The 17,526-nt window shown below is 49.4% G+C and carries 13 protein-coding genes and 2 pseudogenes; 9 read left to right on the forward strand and 6 right to left on the reverse strand.

From position 1 onward, the window contains the following. The first annotated feature begins 33 nt into the window (after positions 1–33). From lolB to dauA, 4 genes are all read left to right on the forward strand, one after another. A complete protein-coding gene (lolB, locus tag ACMYSO_RS04315; RefSeq protein WP_434669459.1) occupies positions 34–645 on the forward strand; it encodes a lipoprotein insertase outer membrane protein LolB in 612 nt (203 codons plus the stop codon). Continuing rightward, positions 645–1,496, forward strand: coding sequence for a 4-(cytidine 5'-diphospho)-2-C-methyl-D-erythritol kinase (ispE, locus tag ACMYSO_RS04320; protein ID WP_434670733.1), 852 nt, complete (start codon positions 645–647; stop codon positions 1,494–1,496). The genes lolB and ispE overlap by 1 nt, the downstream gene beginning before the upstream one ends. A gap of 179 nt (positions 1,497–1,675) precedes the next feature. After that, positions 1,676–2,623: a ribose-phosphate diphosphokinase gene (gene prs, locus ACMYSO_RS04325; protein ID WP_004863536.1), complete on the forward strand. Its 948-nt coding sequence runs from the start codon at positions 1,676–1,678 to the stop codon at positions 2,621–2,623. A gap of 123 nt (positions 2,624–2,746) precedes the next feature. Beyond that, the gene (gene dauA, locus ACMYSO_RS04330; RefSeq protein ID WP_434669460.1) at positions 2,747–4,426 is read left to right on the forward strand and encodes a C4-dicarboxylic acid transporter DauA; all 1,680 of its coding nucleotides are present in this window, start codon (positions 2,747–2,749) and stop codon (positions 4,424–4,426) included. Here dauA and ACMYSO_RS04335 read toward each other — a convergent pair whose 3' ends face one another. Beyond that, positions 4,427–5,473: a MerR family transcriptional regulator gene (locus tag ACMYSO_RS04335; RefSeq protein ID WP_434669461.1), complete on the reverse strand. Its 1,047-nt coding sequence runs from the start codon at positions 5,471–5,473 to the stop codon at positions 4,427–4,429. A 229-nt stretch (positions 5,474–5,702) separates the two neighbouring features. After that, positions 5,703–5,978 carry a stress-induced protein YchH gene (gene ychH, locus ACMYSO_RS04340; protein ID WP_434584270.1) on the reverse strand — a complete coding sequence of 92 codons (276 nt, stop codon included), beginning with the start codon at positions 5,976–5,978 and terminating at the stop codon, positions 5,703–5,705. Positions 5,979–6,249: 271 nt separating this feature from the next. Here ychH and pth point away from each other — a divergent pair, with 271 nt between their 5' ends. The 4 genes and pseudogenes from pth (at position 6,250) to ACMYSO_RS04360 (ending at position 9,686) form a co-directional block, all read left to right on the forward strand. Beyond that, positions 6,250–6,834, forward strand: a complete 585-nt coding sequence (gene pth, locus ACMYSO_RS04345) for an aminoacyl-tRNA hydrolase (protein ID WP_123754778.1) — start codon at positions 6,250–6,252, stop codon at positions 6,832–6,834. Positions 6,835–6,951: 117 nt separating this feature from the next. Next, positions 6,952–8,046, forward strand: coding sequence for a redox-regulated ATPase YchF (ychF, locus tag ACMYSO_RS04350; protein ID WP_434669462.1), 1,095 nt, complete (start codon positions 6,952–6,954; stop codon positions 8,044–8,046). A gap of 214 nt (positions 8,047–8,260) precedes the next feature. Continuing rightward, a pseudogene (locus ACMYSO_RS04355) lies at positions 8,261–8,494 on the forward strand (Arm DNA-binding domain-containing protein); the annotation flags it as partial. Between the two features lie 71 nt (positions 8,495–8,565). Further along, positions 8,566–9,686, forward strand: a protein-coding gene (locus tag ACMYSO_RS04360; protein WP_434669463.1) for an IS3 family transposase whose coding sequence is annotated in 2 segments (ribosomal slippage) — positions 8,566–8,824 and positions 8,824–9,686 — 1,122 coding nt in all. Because the reading frame shifts where the segments join, the coding sequence is not laid out codon by codon here. Between the two features lie 193 nt (positions 9,687–9,879). Here the strand turns inward: ACMYSO_RS04360 and ACMYSO_RS04365 are convergent. The 3 genes and pseudogenes from ACMYSO_RS04365 to ACMYSO_RS04375 all read right to left on the reverse strand — a co-directional run. Then, on the reverse strand, positions 9,880–10,896 hold the full coding sequence (locus ACMYSO_RS04365) for a hypothetical protein (protein ID WP_434669465.1): 1,017 nt from the start codon (positions 10,894–10,896) through the stop codon (positions 9,880–9,882). A 2-nt stretch (positions 10,897–10,898) separates the two neighbouring features. After that, on the reverse strand, positions 10,899–14,459 hold the full coding sequence (locus tag ACMYSO_RS04370; protein WP_434669466.1) for an NACHT domain-containing protein: 3,561 nt from the start codon (positions 14,457–14,459) through the stop codon (positions 10,899–10,901). 718 nt (positions 14,460–15,177) lie between these two features. Then, positions 15,178–15,336: pseudogene (locus ACMYSO_RS04375) on the reverse strand (IS30 family transposase); the annotation flags it as partial. A gap of 251 nt (positions 15,337–15,587) precedes the next feature. Here ACMYSO_RS04375 and ACMYSO_RS04380 point away from each other — a divergent pair. After that, positions 15,588–16,241, forward strand: a complete 654-nt coding sequence (locus ACMYSO_RS04380) for a LysE family translocator (RefSeq protein WP_434669468.1) — start codon at positions 15,588–15,590, stop codon at positions 16,239–16,241. A 302-nt stretch (positions 16,242–16,543) separates the two neighbouring features. Here ACMYSO_RS04380 and ACMYSO_RS04385 read toward each other — a convergent pair whose 3' ends face one another. Next, a complete protein-coding gene (locus tag ACMYSO_RS04385) occupies positions 16,544–17,524 on the reverse strand; it encodes an NAD(P)H-quinone oxidoreductase (RefSeq protein ID WP_434669469.1) in 981 nt (326 codons plus the stop codon). Positions 17,525–17,526 lie beyond the last annotated feature (2 nt).

A 17,526-nucleotide genomic window follows, 5' to 3' on the forward strand; every position in this document is an offset into this window, starting at 1 on the left:
TTTCACTGTAGACATCAAGGATTTGTCAACATTATGAATCGACTGCTCCGCCTGTTACCGCTGGCAAGCCTGGTCCTCACGGCCTGTGCAATCAACACCCCGAAAGGCCCCGCTACCAGCCCGGATTCCCCCCAGTGGCGTCAGCATCAGCAGGATGTCCGTCAACTGAATCAGTTCCAGACCCGCGGCGCCTTCGCCTGGCTTTCCGACGAGCAAAAAGTGTATGCCCGCTTTTTCTGGCAGCAAACCGGCCAGGATCGCTATCGCTTGCTGCTGACCAACCCGCTGGGCAGCACCGAGCTCTCCCTGGTGGCGCAACCGGGCAGCGTGACCCTGATTGATAACAAGGGCCAGACCTATACCGCGACCGATGCCGAAGAGATGATCGGTCGCCTGACCGGCATGCCGATTCCGCTGAACAGCCTGCGCCAGTGGATCGTTGGCCTGCCGGGCGACGCCACAGACTACAAGCTGGACGATAAATACCGCCTGAGCGAGCTGAACTACACGCAAAATGGCAAAACCTGGCACGTGACCTACGGCGGCTACACCAGCGATACCCAGCCAGCACTGCCGGCCAATATGGAGTTGACCAACGGCAGTCAGCGCATCAAGCTGAAAATGGATAACTGGATTGTGAAATGATGACCCGCTGGCCTGCTCCTGCAAAGCTGAACCTGTTTTTGTACATCACCGGGCAACGCGCCGATGGCTATCATCTGCTACAGACGCTGTTTCAGTTTCTCGATTATGGCGATACGTTAACCATTGAACCGCGTCAGGACGGTGAACTTCACCTGCTGACGCCGGTTGCCGGCGTGCCTGACGAAGAAAACCTGATCGTGCGGGCCGCACGGCTGCTGATGCAGGCCGCTGCCGATCGTGGGCAGCTTGCAGCAGGCAGCGGCGCCGACATCAGCATCGACAAACGTTTGCCAATGGGCGGCGGGCTGGGCGGCGGTTCCTCTAATGCGGCTACCGTTCTGGTGGCGCTCAACCATATCTGGAACTGCGGCTTCTCTGACGATGAGCTGGCGGCGCTGGGCCTGCAGTTAGGTGCCGATGTGCCGGTATTCGTGCGCGGGCATGCCGCCTTTGCCAAAGGGATTGGTGAAGTGCTGACCCCGGTCGAGCCCGAGGAAAAGTGGTATCTGGTTGCCCATCCGGGGGTCAGTATTCCAACGCCGGTGATTTTCCGCGACCCTGAGCTACCACGAACGACCCCGGTCAGGTCAATAAGTACGTTGCTAAAATGTGAATTTCGCAATGATTGCGAGGTTATCGCAAGAAAACGTTTTCGCGAGGTTGATGCGGCGCTTTCCTGGCTGTTAGAATATGCGCCGTCGCGCCTGACCGGCACAGGAGCGTGTGTCTTTGCTGAATTTGACACCGAATCTGCCGCTCGTCAGGTGCAAGAGCAAGCCCCGGAATGGCTACAAAGCTTTGTTGCACGAGGCGTTAACGTCTCACCGCTCAAGCTAGCCCTACGAAAGTAATCGGCTTTTCGCCGCCATTACCGCACGTACGCCGGGCAAATTGAGTAACGGTGACAACGTCACCCTGTTCCAGACGTTGCATCGTTCTCTATTAAATACACCGCCTGGATAGATTAGTGCCGCCCGCACAGTTTTGGCGCTTTTCATCCACCACTGGACGCATGCCTGAGGTTCTTCTCGTGCCTGATATGAAGCTTTTTGCTGGTAACGCCACCCCGGAACTAGCACAACGTATTGCCAACCGCCTGTACACTTCTCTTGGCGACGCCGCTGTAGGTCGTTTTAGCGACGGCGAAGTCAGCGTACAAATCAATGAAAACGTACGCGGTGGTGATATTTTCATCATCCAGTCCACTTGTGCTCCCACCAACGACAACCTGATGGAATTGGTTGTTATGGTTGATGCTCTGCGTCGCGCTTCGGCGGGTCGTATCACCGCTGTTATCCCTTATTTCGGCTATGCTCGTCAGGACCGCCGTGTGCGTTCCGCTCGTGTGCCAATCACCGCTAAAGTGGTCGCTGACTTCCTGTCCAGCGTCGGCGTTGACCGCGTACTGACCGTTGACCTGCATGCAGAACAGATCCAGGGCTTCTTTGACGTTCCGGTTGATAACGTATTCGGCAGCCCAATCCTGCTCGAAGATATGCTGCAACTGAATCTGGATAACCCGATCGTGGTTTCTCCGGACATCGGCGGCGTGGTACGTGCTCGTGCCATTGCTAAGCTGCTGAACGATACCGACATGGCAATCATCGACAAACGTCGTCCGCGTGCTAACGTTTCTCAGGTGATGCACATCATCGGTGACGTTGCCGGCCGCGACTGCGTGATGGTTGACGATATGATCGATACCGGCGGCACGCTGTGTAAAGCAGCAGAAGCGCTGAAAGAACGTGGTGCTAAACGCGTATTCGCTTACGCGACTCACCCGATCTTCTCCGGCAACGCAATCCAGAACATTAAAAACTCTGTGATTGATGAATTCGTCGTCTGCGATACCATCCCGCTGGCGCCGGAAATTAAAGCACTGGAAAAAGTTCGTACGCTGACCTTATCCGGCATGCTGGCAGAAGCGATTCGTCGTATCAGCAACGAAGAATCCATCTCTGCTATGTTCGAACACTAATCGAGCCCGGCCAAAAAACCCGCTGCGGCGGGTTTTTTTGTCTCCGAACCCAATTTGTATGATTAATGCCTCCTTCACCTGCCATTCGTTGACAGATGATGCGCTCATGGATGAAACATTATTGTGAACCGATTATTTTCCTCACATGTGATGCCTTTCCGCGCCCTCATCGATGCCTGCTGGAAAGAAAAGTACACCCTCGCACGCTTTAGCCGCGATCTGATTGCCGGCATAACGGTCGGGATTATTGCCATTCCGTTGGCGATGGCGCTGGCCATCGGCAGCGGCGTCGCGCCGCAGTACGGGCTGTATACCGCGGCGGTAGCCGGGATTATTATCGCCCTCACCGGCGGTTCACGCTTCAGCGTCTCCGGCCCGACGGCGGCTTTTGTGGTGATCCTCTATCCGGTATCACAGCAGTTTGGCCTCGCAGGGTTGCTGGTTGCGACCTTGATGTCAGGGATCTTTTTAATTCTTTTCGGCCTGGCCCGCTTTGGCCGACTCATTGAATATATCCCGCTTTCGGTCACCTTAGGCTTTACCTCCGGTATCGGTATTACTATCGGTACCATGCAGATTAAAGACTTCCTCGGCCTGCAGATGGCGCACGTTCCAGAACACTATCTGCAGAAAGTGTCGGCGCTGGTGATGGCGCTGCCGACCACCAATCCTGGCGATGCCGCGATCGGCGTCGTCACCCTCGGCACCCTGATCCTGTGGCCACGCCTCGGCATTCGCCTGCCAGGCCATTTGCCGGCCCTGCTGGCGGGCTGCGCGGTGATGGGCGTGGTGAATCTGTTCGGCGGCCACGTCGCCACTATCGGTTCTCAGTTCCACTATGTACTGGCTGATGGCAGCCAGGGTAACGGGATCCCGCAATTGCTGCCGCAGCTGGTGCTGCCGTGGGATATGCCGGGATCCGACTTTACCCTTAGCTGGGCGTCATTGCAGGCGCTGCTGCCGGCAGCGTTCTCGATGGCGATGCTCGGGGCGATTGAATCCCTGCTGTGCGCGGTGGTGCTCGATGGCATGACCGGCACCAAGCATAAAGCCAACAGCGAGCTGATCGGCCAGGGGCTAGGCAACATTGTGGCCCCCTTCTTTGGCGGGATCACCGCAACGGCGGCGATTGCCCGCTCGGCGGCTAACGTCCGCGCTGGTGCCACCTCCCCGATCTCGGCGGTGATCCACGCGCTGCTGGTGATTATGGCGCTGCTGGTGCTGGCGCCGCTGCTCTCCTGGCTGCCGCTGTCGGCGATGGCGGCCCTGCTGTTGATGGTGGCGTGGAACATGAGCGAAGCACATAAAGTGGTTAATCTACTGCGCCATGCGCCGAAAGACGACATCGTGGTGATGCTGATGTGCATGTCGCTGACCGTGCTGTTTGATATGGTCATCGCCATCAGCGTCGGTATCGTGCTGGCCTCGCTGCTGTTTATGCGCCGTATCGCGCGCATGACCCGCCTGGCGCCAGTTAACGTGGAGACGCCTGACGACGTGCTGGTCCTGCGGGTCATCGGGCCGCTGTTCTTCGCCGCCGCCGAAGGGCTGTTTGCCGACCTGGAAACCCGGATCGCTGGCAAACGTATCGTGGTGTTGAAATGGGATGCGGTGCCGGTGCTGGATGCCGGTGGACTGGATGCCTTCCAGCGCTTCGTTAGCAAGCTGCCGGAAGGCTGTGAACTGCGCGTCTCAAACCTCGAGTTTCAGCCGTTACGCACTCTGGCCCGGGCAGGCGTCCAGCCGATCCCCGGACGCCTGAGTTTCTATCCCGACCGCGCCGCCGCGCTGGCCGATATCTGACTACCGTGACGCGGGCGTACGCGCCTGCGTCATCATCACGCCAATCGCCTGCTGTAGCCAGCTCAGCACCTCCGGCGTCATCCACGTCCCCTTCATCAGGTGCGGTTCACGCTCCATCGCCACCCGAAATTTTTGCTGGGTCGCGGGGCTGGTCCCGGCGTACGACTGAAAGAGCACCAGCCATTGCCGGGCCAGCACCTGGCCGGCGTCCGATGCCGGGTCAAGACGATCGCCACAGGCCTGGTGCAGCTGCGCCACCAGCACCGGCCACTCCATCAGGCGATCGAAATAGTGCTCACGGGTGAAGGCCAGCTCATCGGCATCGAGATAGCGTGCCCAGATGGCCAGTTTGCTCTGGGCAAAGGCGCGGGTAATGTAGTCGACTACATCAGCGGTGATGCCGGTCTGTTCGCGCATTTGCGGCTCCGCCGCATGCATCTCGTTCAGGCGGGTCAGAAATTCCGGCCGCCCGGCGGTATCCTGCTCCAGACGTTCCATCCAGCGGGTTGCCAACGCCATTGCGCGCGGATCGTCCTCTGGACACTCTTCACCAATCAGCTCCCGTACCTCTGCGACCAGCGCCAGCCAGATCTGATTACGCTGTTCATCTTGTTCGGCAAACGGCAGCCCCTGCAACTCCTGCGGACTAAACCAACGATCGTACATTTTCATTAACTCCAGCGTCTGTAGCCAGGACTCAAGATCGGGCTCGTTACCGCAGCCCAGCTCATCGCGCAGGGTCACCAGCCGCTCACGCAACGTACTGATGGTGCGCAACTGGGTATCCAGCGTCGCGATCTGCTGCACCAGCAAATCAGATAGCGAAAGCGAATCCTGATCCAGATAGTCCTTAATTGTGGCGAGCTCCAGCCCGGCCTGAGCCAGCGCCTTGATCATATGCAGGCGCTGCACCGCCGCCAGGTTATAGAGTCGGTAACCCGCCGCGCTTCTGGCCGACGGCATCAGCAGCCCCGTTTGTTCATAGTGATGGAGTGTGCGTACGGTCATACCGGCACGCCTTGCCAGTTCACCCACCTGAATTAACATAACTGCTCCCGTCGTTGACCAGTGACGCCACCTTGCCGCCTGACGTTACGTCAGGGTCAAGGGGAAAAGTGACGGCATTTTATCGTGAAGGTATCAACCTGGCAGCAGGAGAATCTATTCGGCAGCGATCGGGATAAGCAAAAAATAAAACAGCCAGCGACCCGAAGGACGCTGGCTGCATAAGAAAATCGTTAAATTTGAGCCCTGTCGCGAGCGACGGATGCGCTAGTTAGCTGTGCCGGTGCTGGTCACGGCGGCAGCGTTTATCATAGTGACGAACCCACCAGTACTTGTCACAGACCTGTTCATGGCCGCCCACACGTGCCCCGGCAAGCCACAGCACCGCACCGACGAAGATGCTTAACACTGCGCCATGCGCAAAGAACTGCGGCAGGTCAACTTGCGGAAGCTGGTTTAGAATGGAGTAACCGACGCCAACCACCATGACAAGGAGTCCTAAACCCATCAGCGTATTACCGAGTAACGAAGCGTTTCTGCGTTTCATATGTCACCTCCGGAACCTTGGGCCATAGGGAATATCCCTAAAACTTATAGGTCTAGTATAGACAATGAACGAATCAGTGATTGCGTTAGCGATCACATTAGTCAATATCTGAACAACAAATATTTACAAATAACCCTCTGAACAACATCAAATTCTAATGGTTCATTGGGTAAATTATCGTTTTCCTCGTCGCAATACGGGCAGAATTTTGTCAAGCGCCCCGGCAACCAGTACACTACGCGCCAGAGAACGACCCAAGCAGGATAGAAAAGTGACGATAAAACTGATTGTCGGCCTGGCAAACCCCGGCGCAGAATATGCGGCCACCCGCCATAACGCCGGTGCCTGGTACGTAGATTTACTGGCTGACCGCCATCGCGCCCCGCTGCGCGAAGAGAGCAAATTCTTCGGCTACACCTCGCGGATTAACTTCGCCGGTGAAGATGTCCGTCTGTTGGTCCCGACCACCTTTATGAACCTCAGCGGCAAAGCCGTGGCGGCGATGGCGACCTTCTACCGCATTAACCCGGATGAAATCCTGGTGGCGCACGACGAGCTGGATCTGCCACCCGGCGTGGCGAAATTTAAGCTCGGCGGCGGTCACGGCGGCCACAATGGCCTGAAAGATATCATCAGCAAGCTGGGTAATAACCCCAACTTTCATCGCTTACGTGTCGGAATCGGCCATCCAGGCGATAAAAATAAAGTTGTTGGCTTTGTTCTGGGTAAACCACCGTCAAGCGAACAGAAACTGATTGATGAGGCCGTAGACGAAGCGGCGCGTTGTACTGAGGTGTGGCTCAAAGAGGGCCTCACCAAAGCGACCAACCGTTTACACGCTTTTAAAGCGCAATAACCGGTCGCCGTGCGGAATTTTTGCCGCGCACCGTGTATAATAGGCAAAGCTATTTACTTTTCTGCAATCTGTTCCCTGTAACAGGTTGATTATCCAAAGATTAAGGTGATTTAAATCATGGGATTCAAATGCGGTATCGTCGGTTTGCCCAACGTCGGCAAATCCACCCTGTTCAATGCGCTCACCAAAGCGGGTATTGAAGCGGCCAACTTCCCCTTCTGTACCATTGAGCCGAACACCGGTGTCGTGCCGATGCCCGATCCGCGTCTGGACAAACTGGCTGAAATCGTCAAACCGCAGCGTATTCTGCCGACGACCATGGAATTCGTCGACATCGCCGGTCTGGTGAAAGGCGCGTCCAAAGGCGAAGGTCTGGGCAACCAGTTCCTGACCAACATCCGTGAAACCGAAGCTATCGGTCACGTGGTTCGCTGCTTTGAGAACGACAACATCATCCACGTGAATAACAAAGTCGATCCGGCTGACGACATCGACGTTATCAACACCGAGCTGGCGCTGTCCGATCTCGACACCTGCGAACGTGCCCTGCACCGCGTACAGAAGAAAGCCAAAGGCGGCGACAAAGATGCGAAAGCCGAACAGGCCGCGCTGGAAAAATGCCTGCCGCAGCTGGAAAACGCCGGCATGCTGCGCGCGCTGAAAAACCTGACCGAAGAAGACAAGGCTGCCATCAAATACCTGAGCTTCCTGACCCTGAAGCCAACCATGTATATCGCCAACGTCAACGAAGACGGTTTCGAGAACAACCCGTACCTGGATAAAGTTCGTGAAATCGCCGCAGCCGAGGGTTCTGTCGTGGTTGCCGTGTGTGCCGCAGTTGAGTCTGATATCGCAGAGCTGGACGACGCCGACCGTGATGAATTCATGGCGGAACTGGGTCTGGAAGAGCCTGGCCTGAACCGCGTGATCCGCGCAGGCTACGAGCTGCTGAACCTGCAGACTTACTTCACCGCAGGCGTCAAAGAAGTCCGCGCGTGGACCATCCCTGTCGGCGCAACCGCACCGCAGGCGGCCGGCAAAATCCACACCGATTTCGAAAAAGGCTTTATCCGTGCGCAGACCATCGCCTATGAAGACTTTATCACCTACAAAGGTGAGCAAGGGGCTAAAGAAGCTGGCAAGATGCGCGCCGAAGGCAAAGACTACATCGTTAAAGATGGCGATGTGATGAACTTCCTGTTCAACGTCTAAAATAGAATTTGTTACTTCATGAGATTTCATTGAATCTCATGAAAATTAACAAACCCTTTAAAATCCACGCGGCTGCGTGGATTTTTCATTTCATAGAGTCTTAGTTCATCTCGTAACAACGCGGTCAAAAATGAGTACATGGATGAGTACAACATTCTTCCATCTTCATTTAAGTGAGCACACTAACGGTATAATAAATAAACAAGGCCCCGTCATGTTCACCGATACGCAATGCCGCACTGCCAAGCCGAAAGAAAAACTCTATCGACTTAATGATTTCAACTGTCTCTACCTGGAAGTTAAACCCAATGGCAAAAAGGCCTGGCGCTATCGGTTTAAACTCAACGGCAAATCCAGCATGTTCGCGTTGGGTGAGTACCCAACGGTCAAACTTGCCGAAGCTCGCGAGAAATGCGAGCAAGCGCGTAAGCAAGTCGCAGATGGAGTTTGACGTGCTCCCCGTTGATTAATACACCGCGATGTTAGTAATGTCTTCATAAGCCACATGAGGACATCCCCATGAAGAAGCGTTTTTCCGACGAACAGATCATCAGTATCCTCCGCGAAGCTGAAGCAGGGGTTTCTGCCCGTGAGCTCTGCCGCAAGTACGCCATTTCCGACGCCACCTTTTATACCTGGCGTAAGAAGTATGGCGGTATGGAGGTGCCCGAGGTTAAGCGCCTGAAGTCGCTTGAGGAAGAGAACGCCAGACTCAAGAAGCTGCTTGCCGAAGCCATGCTGGATAAGGAGGCACTTCAGGTGGCCCTGGGGCGAAAGTACTGACGACAGACCAGAAGCGGGAAGCCGTGGTATTGATGTGTGATGCGACCGGTCTGTCGCAACGTCGTGCCTGCATGCTTATAAGCTTGTCCCTGTCGACCTGTCGCTATGAGGCTCAGCGTCCGGCGGCTGATGCGCATTTATCAGGGCGCATCACTGAGCTGGCACTGGAGCGCAGGCGTTTTGGCTACCGCCGCATCTGGCAGTTACTGCGCCGTGAAGGCCTTCATGTTAATCACAAGCGCGTGTACCGCCTTTATCATCTTAGAGGGCTGGGCGTAAAACGCAGACTGCGTCGTAAAGGGCTGGCAACAGAACGTCTGCCTCTGCTCCGCCCGGCAGCGCCCAACCTGACCTGGTCGATTGATTTTGTCATAGACGCGTTCGCCGCCGGTCGCAGGATCAAGTGCCTGACCTGTGTGGACGACTTCACGAAGGAGTGCCTGACAATTACCATCGCATTCGGGATTTCAGGCGTTCAGGTCACGCGTATTCTGGACAGCATTGCACTGTTTCGAGGCTATCCGGCGACGATAAGAACTGACCAGGGGCCGGAGTTCACCTGCCGCGCACTGGATCAATGGGCTTTTGAGCATGGTGTTGAGCTGCGCTTAATCCAGCCGGGCAAGCCAACGCAGAACGGATTTATTGAGAGCTTTAACGGACGATTTCGCGATGAATGTCTGAATGAGCACTGGTTCAGCGATATCGTTCACGCCAGGAAAGCCATTAATGACTGGCGGCAGGATTATAACGAGTGTCGTCCACATTCAGCACTGAATTATCAGACGCCATCAGAGTTTGCAGCACGGTGGCGGAATGGAAAATGTGAAGGTAAACAAACCGACATTACTAACTGAGGGTTGTATCTAATACTGGGGGCAGGTCAGAGTCAGAAAAAGATATTCCCACCAATATAGACTCAGTATGATACAAATAACTGTCGATACCGAAAAAATATTCCAATAGTAATATGAAAAATAGAACTATATACAGATTGCTAATTTTAGCCCTAATTTTCTCAGTCGCATGTATGGAATTCGCACCACTAAGCTATGCTCGTTCAGCAGCCTCTAACCATGTATTCACCCCATCAACACCTAAAACCAGCATAGTATCTTGCAAAGCAACTACTCGATGTAGCATTTCTCCGTTATCTGACTCCTCCTGCTCTTCTGCTTGTGCAAATAAGCGAGTCAATAGTTGCATTAAATTGTTATTGTAGTCATGAAAATAGGCTTTTGTTGTACGAACATGTTCAAGATAAATCTCCGTAGCTTTCAATGCATACAAAGGATCTATGCATGAAACAATATTTAACCATGCGCCGAAATCGAATAAGCCAATTCTCGATACCTCAGAACTCGTAGATAGTAATGAAAAATAACGCTCTAACATTTTCATAGGTAAAATAACAACTGACTCTTTCTCTCTAAAAATGCCACCCATTGAAGCTATTAAATCTAAAGCATGTTGATTATCATCACTTAACGCAGCCGACAAACCCACAAGACATAAATCCTGATGCTGCTGAAAATTCTTAGGATATGTCCAAATGTCGATAGCACCTTTCCATGCATCACTATCGTTTAATTCATTTAATTGTTTGATAAAATGAAAACTTTCTATTATTCCTGACAACACAGATAATGCAGATATTCTTCCCCACGCTTGCAATCCATCTTTAATACTTTCAGATACAATCGCATTTAGCCATGGAGAAACTCTGTCAAAGTCATGATGATAAGTATAATAAAGGCAACGTTCACCCATATCCCAAAGCCCTTCACTACCTTTCCGCATTATTAATTCAAATAGCTCCCAACCAACTTCAGGTAAAATATGATGTAAATGAGGTAAACGACGTAATACTACGGCTCTCACCGCAGGATGTTCGTCAGTAGCAAATTGATGTAATGTCGGTAACAGCAACTCAGGCCAAGAGATATGTTCTTCGTGTAACTTTATTGCCATAACCATAAGAGCATCAGCAATATGTCCTCGAACCATATTAATGCCTATATTAATAAAAGTGACATTATCTCCTGAGATAGGATCCCTTTCTTCCACGGCTAAATATGGAATAGATAAAAAGTTATTCTTTTCGCATTATTGATATCTTTTACTACATGTGAGCATCCTTGTAGCACTTTAGAAGCAAAGCTGTTTTGCCGCCAATGGACAGAATGCCACTCCAACTCATCTAAAATATTGTTAACTAAAATATCAATATTAGGTTCATTAACTGGTTCCCAATCATTATTTGAACGGTAGTTTCCATAACGATAATTCAAATAATGTGAAATACCATCCATAATATGATTTCGAAATCCTTTATTTATACCCTGCCAGTAAGAAGATAAAAAACTCAAAAATCGTAATGGATCTCTTGAAGATGCTTCGCTCAATTGCTGAGCAACTTGACTCTCTCCACCAATTAACATGTCACTAAATGAGTCTCGCCTATACCCATTATAGTGCTCAAGAAGACTGAGAACACTTTCATTATTCAGTTCATTAAAAACCTCAAATGAAAATGGAGCTCTTATACTGCCACTCCAACTATTAATATCAGGCTTATGCTCAAGTGGCCAGTTTGAACGACTATATTCATCTAAAATACTCACACATGACGGCAAACGTAAATAACACGGCACACAAATAATAAACTTAACCTGATTTTTAAGCATATATTGCCTATACTCAGGGTCATCAGCATATCTCTGAGAAAGAGAAAGTATTATAATTTGTATTGCGTCTTGGGATTCTGAACTCAAATGGATGAAAACTTTCTGAACTAAAGTACCCAATTCATGTGAAAGCTCAGATTCTAATAAATCGGCGTTCATCAGCAAACGGGAAGATATATCAAGATTAGTTAACGGGGAATTAATACATGCTAACAATGCAAAATAACGTAGAGAACCTTCAGGATTAAAACATAAGCGCTCTCGGTTGTTTTGCCACCACTCAGAATTGATATTTGCATGATGAATAATAGCGTTCTCTAGAGCATCCATCATGACACGCTGACTATCTTTATGCTCAAAATCCCTCATTCTTCGATCGTCCGAATGGGAAGTTTCACTTAAAAAACCATGTAGGTAAACACTTTCTCCTTCATATTTTGACCACCGTACTTGGCGCCACCGCTCAAGTGTAGATATAGCCAACTCTAATAAAATAATAGAGTTAACCATTCTATTCTGAAGAAATTTATTATCCTTATCACCAAATTCGTGTGGCCGACATCTCAGCTTATTTCCAAAACGATAGGATAGTATGTCTTCATCTTTAACATCAGCAATAATGTAATCCCAAAGCACCGCATCCTCCATCCCCCCAACAGTAACGCAGTGAGCAAGGGCTCTGCCTAAAAAACTATATTCTTCCTGTGGGAATTCAAATAGCTCCAGTAATAGAGGAGACATCAAATATACATGTTCTTCCTTTATGTTCGATATGGAAACAGTAATCTTGTTTATCAATTGTGACTTATCTATCCAATCAGAACTTAATATTTCCATCCAAAAGCCAACGACACCTGCTGGATCTAGATTTAACCAATACGCAATACGGTAAGTATGAATTCCTATACCATCAATATCACGCATAGTTTTTAAAAACGGAACAAGATTATTTAGCCAAAAATAATGCCATTCAACTTGTGAAGCTTTACTATAAATAACCTGAAAAACATCTCGATGCGTATTACGTAAATCACGTAACATTGGCCAGTCATCATCTTGAGGTAATTGTTCAGCAAAACACTCAGCGACTAGACGACGTATGTGAAAAGCATAACTTCCAGTAAGCACCGTCCGTAACTGCTTTCTAAACTCTTGTCTTCCTTCATTGACAAGCTGTGCAATAAAGCTACGAATAGCTGGGCGGACAAAAGGTACTGGTGGGAGATTCTTTATAAAATCATTTAAAGTCAACCCATGACGAATCGCTCTACTAATAACTAATACATCAAGTAACGTTTGATGCCCAAATGTTAATTTATTATCCTCAGTTTCATGCAACACATTATGGCTAAGTAACATTCTACGAATGTCATCTGAAGCAGTAAATCGTTGAGCTGGTATAGACAGACTACGAAGTTTTAGCATTTCCGCGGCCATATTTTCAAGTGCTATTTTCCCTTCATCACCTAGCGATGGATTCGTCAACATAATTGAATCAATATAGCGCTGAGCTAGCGCTTGGCTAGCCACTATGTTAAAACTGCCTCCTCTTTGAGCAAGATTTATGAAAAGAGCTAACTCACGTGGATTGCTAATTAAATGTCGCGTTGTGTTATCAATAGCTGATGAGTCGATTGAGATTTTTTCAAGCAACGGCATGATTTCACATTCCCAATCTAATGCCTGGCACTTAAACTCTTTATCCCATGAGCGCTGAGATATACGCCTATCGTAATGTCTATCAAACTCTCTGCAAGCCGTAATAACGGTGACATTTGGAATTAATAACAGCTGATCTATTTGAGCTAAAAAATACGTTAATACCGTATGTTCTCGAGCTATAGCAAGCACATCAAGTGAATCAATTATGACTATTACATGATAACTGTCAGCTACACGTGCAATCTTTTCAATCCATTGCTCATCCAACCCTAGAGATTGCCGTTCCTGTGCAGTTTCTAAATCAGCAAACTCTCGCGATTGAATGAATAGCGGTAACATAGCACTATCAGATTGCGCCAATTGCTCTAATTTCTCCTGCAATTCAAGTAGAATACACGTTTTCCCTGAACCCGGCCCTCCAGTCACCAATATGGAATGTTTCTTGCTTTTGATAGTCTCAATTAATTCACTAACTAAAAGCGTGTCAATTCGATGACCACCAATATCTCTTTGCCATGAACGACCAATCGATGATGTTTTTCTGAATGAATTAAAAATAGATTGAATGTCTGTCGGAGGAGAAATAACACAACCTGACTGAGAAAGGAGGTTTATAAGGTCGATTTTGGTTAAACGCGAGCAAGATGACAGTTTATTATCTTGCGTATCAGCAACTCGCATTCCTTGGTAATCAAGGCAAGTCCAAAGTGAATTAAAAGCCGCAACAGAATTACTCACCAAATACTGCAAGCGCTCTTCTAGTGTTTCTCTCATTCGCTCATGAATATCGCTAGTAACAAATCTTGTTTTGGATAAAATCTCATAACTATTAAAACTAGAAGATATTTTTGCAATTAATTCACTGAGTTTTCTATTTGTTGCCTCATGCACCTTTGTCTCTTTTAGAGCAGCATGATAAGCACTTTCATCTGGAAAATTAGTACTAAACTCTTGTAAAGCAGCCAGTTCACCAAAAGGGGTACGGGAGTAGAATCTGACTGTCGTAGTAGGATCTTGTATAAGCGTTTTAATGGCCTTTTCTAGCTCATCATTAAGATCGGTGAACGACCACGCTCGAAATCCTGTTTGGTTTTTTTTGCACTGACAACAAATTTTCGTACCGTCGGTCCGCCCTATCACAACGTCATCGACCAACCATTTCACTGAATCTGTCTCTAACCATTGATAGTCAGGATCGGATAACACGGTCAAAGCCCACTCAAACGCTACCAACGTTTGATATCCATCCCCTCTATTAGACTGAATACCAGCTTTACTCAATCGATAACTCCTCTGACAGTGAACGGCATTAGTCACCCATGCTAGAATCTTTCTCCTATACAGCTAGTGACTAGCTTCAGTGCTTGTACATGGCATGCTTTTTGAGCATAGAACCATACTATAAACGATACATTCGCGCTAATAAAACAATAAGTTAAGCTTAAGCAGCTTATGAATGTCAGCGGTAAAAGATATACTCTTGGTAAGAAGAATGGATAAACAGAAGTTGTGATAACTAACCTCAGTTAACAGTATCAACCAAAGTGAGTACGGACGTGAGTATAAAAATAAAATTAAAAAATAGAAATATTAAATATCAATATGATAATTAAAAATCACAGTTTAACGTCTAAAATAGAATTTGTTGCTTCATGAGATTTCATTGAATCTCATGAAGCAACAAACCTTTTAAAATCCACGCGGCTGCGTGGATTTTTCATTTCATAGAGTCTTAGTTCATCTCGTAACAACGCGGTCAAAAATGAGTACATGGATGAGTACACCATTCTTCCATCTTCATTTAAGTGAGCACACTAACGGTATAATAAATAAACAAGGCCCGTCATGTTCACCGATACGCAATGTCGTACTGCCAGGTCGAAAGAAAAACGCTATCGGTTTTAGCTCAACGATAAATCCAGCATATTTGCACAGGGTAAGAACCCGACGGTCAAACTTGCCGAAGCTCGCAGAAATACGAGCAAGCGCTTTCGGACAGGGGACGATATCCACCAGTCTGGTAGATAGTGGGCATGATAGAAGAATGATATCTGGCGAACATTCTGGCGATATCACGCAGGGAATCACCTTGCTTATATCTGTCCCAGATGATCGCGTTCTGTTCTGGCATGTAGTCAATGCGCGTTCTTCGTTTCATGGCCACGTCCTCCTTGATTAAGAATAGCGTTGCATCGGCCCGTTAACTCGCAGCCAAAAGCTGACGTCGCATTGATTTGATTAGCCAGAGGCAAGCAGGAATTTTTTTGCTGAGATTACTACCCCAAATTTGGATATATTCCTGCCAGGGAAAAGAATATATTTCTGCTTTGATCCTACAGGTGATTTCACTTTCTGCTTTGTCTGGGGTGAGGTAACGTAGCAGGAAAATTATGTTCGGACGCAATGACCATGCCTTCTGCAGAAACCTTTATAACTTTTCTTCTCGCACTGACTCTATTGGAGATTTCTCCGGGACCAGACATGATGCTGACGATTGCAAGAGGAGTCGGTCAGGGCAGACGTGTTGCTCTTCTTACTGTATTGGGTAATGTATTTATTGCAGGTTTTATTCAAGTCTCCTTTCTGGTGCTGGGGCTGGTAAGCGTCGTACATGCCTGGCCGGTTGCACTTGACCTACTAAGGTGGGTTGGCGCTGCTTATTTAATGTGGCTTGGCATAAAAATGATTGCTACTTCCGGCACAGACACCCGACTAAGAAAAACTGCAAAAATTTCTAACTGGAATGCAGTTAAAGAAGGCGCTTTGAACAGCCTGACTAACCCGAAATCTTTGCTGTTCATGTTTGCCTTTCTTCCTCAGTTTGTTGATCCAGGCGCTGGCCCAGTTTGGCTGCAGCTGCTTGTTCTGGGTAGTATCCAAAAGCTGGCTGGAATTCTTTCCCTGGGGTCAGTCGCATTGGCATCAGGAACCTTTGGAAACTGGTTAAGCAAACACCCAGCCGTTATCAAATGGCAGGAGAGATTTACAGGCGTTGTCATGGTTGGGCTCGGCATACGCATGCTTTTGAGCGGGTCTGGTGCCGTATCGAAACCCCTTAATTAAGTTCCCGGTAACCCAATTTCAGTAACCGCCTCTGAAGCCTTAATTTCAACGTCGGCAGCTATGTGCAGGGAGCCGACATGTCAAATTAGCCCCACCACGGACATCTGAACTTAGCTTTGACAAACAATGTAACATCAATACGCTGATATCACTTTTAACCACTAGCGATGTTTTTTATGGCGGTACTTGATTCATCCTCTGACATCAAACAGCCCTGAGTATATTGCTCGGGCTGTTCATGTCGGATAGCGAAGGGGGTTGCGACGAAAAGGCAGGGAAAATAGCCCTCTCCTTTGCGTCATCTACATCGTCAACACTACTTTTCCGACGTTAAGGCCGTCTTCCATACGCTGGTGAGCTTTACTGGCGTCGGCCAGCGGGTACACGCTGTCAATCACCGGGCTCAGCCCATCTTTACCGAAGCGGGTTAACCAGCACTCTTTAAAGCGACGGGACATCTCATGCTTCACTTCTTGCGAACGTGATTTCATTACCGTGCCGATAATCTGCAAATGCCGGTACAACACCCGGTCCAGCGGGATCTTCGCGTTTTCAATGCCTCCCATAATGCCAATCTGCACCAGGCGACCACCAAAATTAAGTGCGTTCACGTTCCGTTCAAAATATGGCGCACCGATAAAATCAAGGATGAGATCAACCCCCTTGTTATCGGTGATGCTGGCGACCACGTCGGCAAAATCTTCCGCTACATAATCAATGGCGTGATCGGCACCCAGACGATGGACCAGAGCGTGTGCTTCAGCTTTTGCGGTAGTGATGACCGTCGCGCCGGTCGCATGTGCCAGTTGCACGGCGGCGCCTCCGACACCACCAGCCCCGGCGTGGATCAGTACCGTTTCAGTGGGTTTCAGTTTACCCAGATGGATAAGCGCTTCATGTGCGGTTACGAAGACCTCGGTAATGGCCGCCGCATGGATATAGTCCATACCTTCCGGCACTGGCATAGCCATCCGGTAATCAATACGGGCCATTTCCGCGTAAGCTCCACCCCCGACGATACCCATAACACGGTCACCCACGTTATAGCCTTTTACACTCTTCCCAACGGCAATCACGTCGCCGGCGATTTCCAGCCCCATAATCGTCGAGTCGCCAAAATCAGGGCGGCCATACCCGCCACGTCTGTGGGTGAGGTCGGCCCGGTTAACCCCCGCCGCCCGCGTGCGGACCAGCAGATCATTGGGGCGCAGTTGTGGGTCTGCCACGTCACTGATGTGAAGTACATCGGATGAACCAAATTGATCAAAGGTAATTGCTTTCATGA

Source organism: Klebsiella sp. B345, from assembly GCF_051131735.1.
Classification (GTDB): domain Bacteria; phylum Pseudomonadota; class Gammaproteobacteria; order Enterobacterales; family Enterobacteriaceae; genus Klebsiella.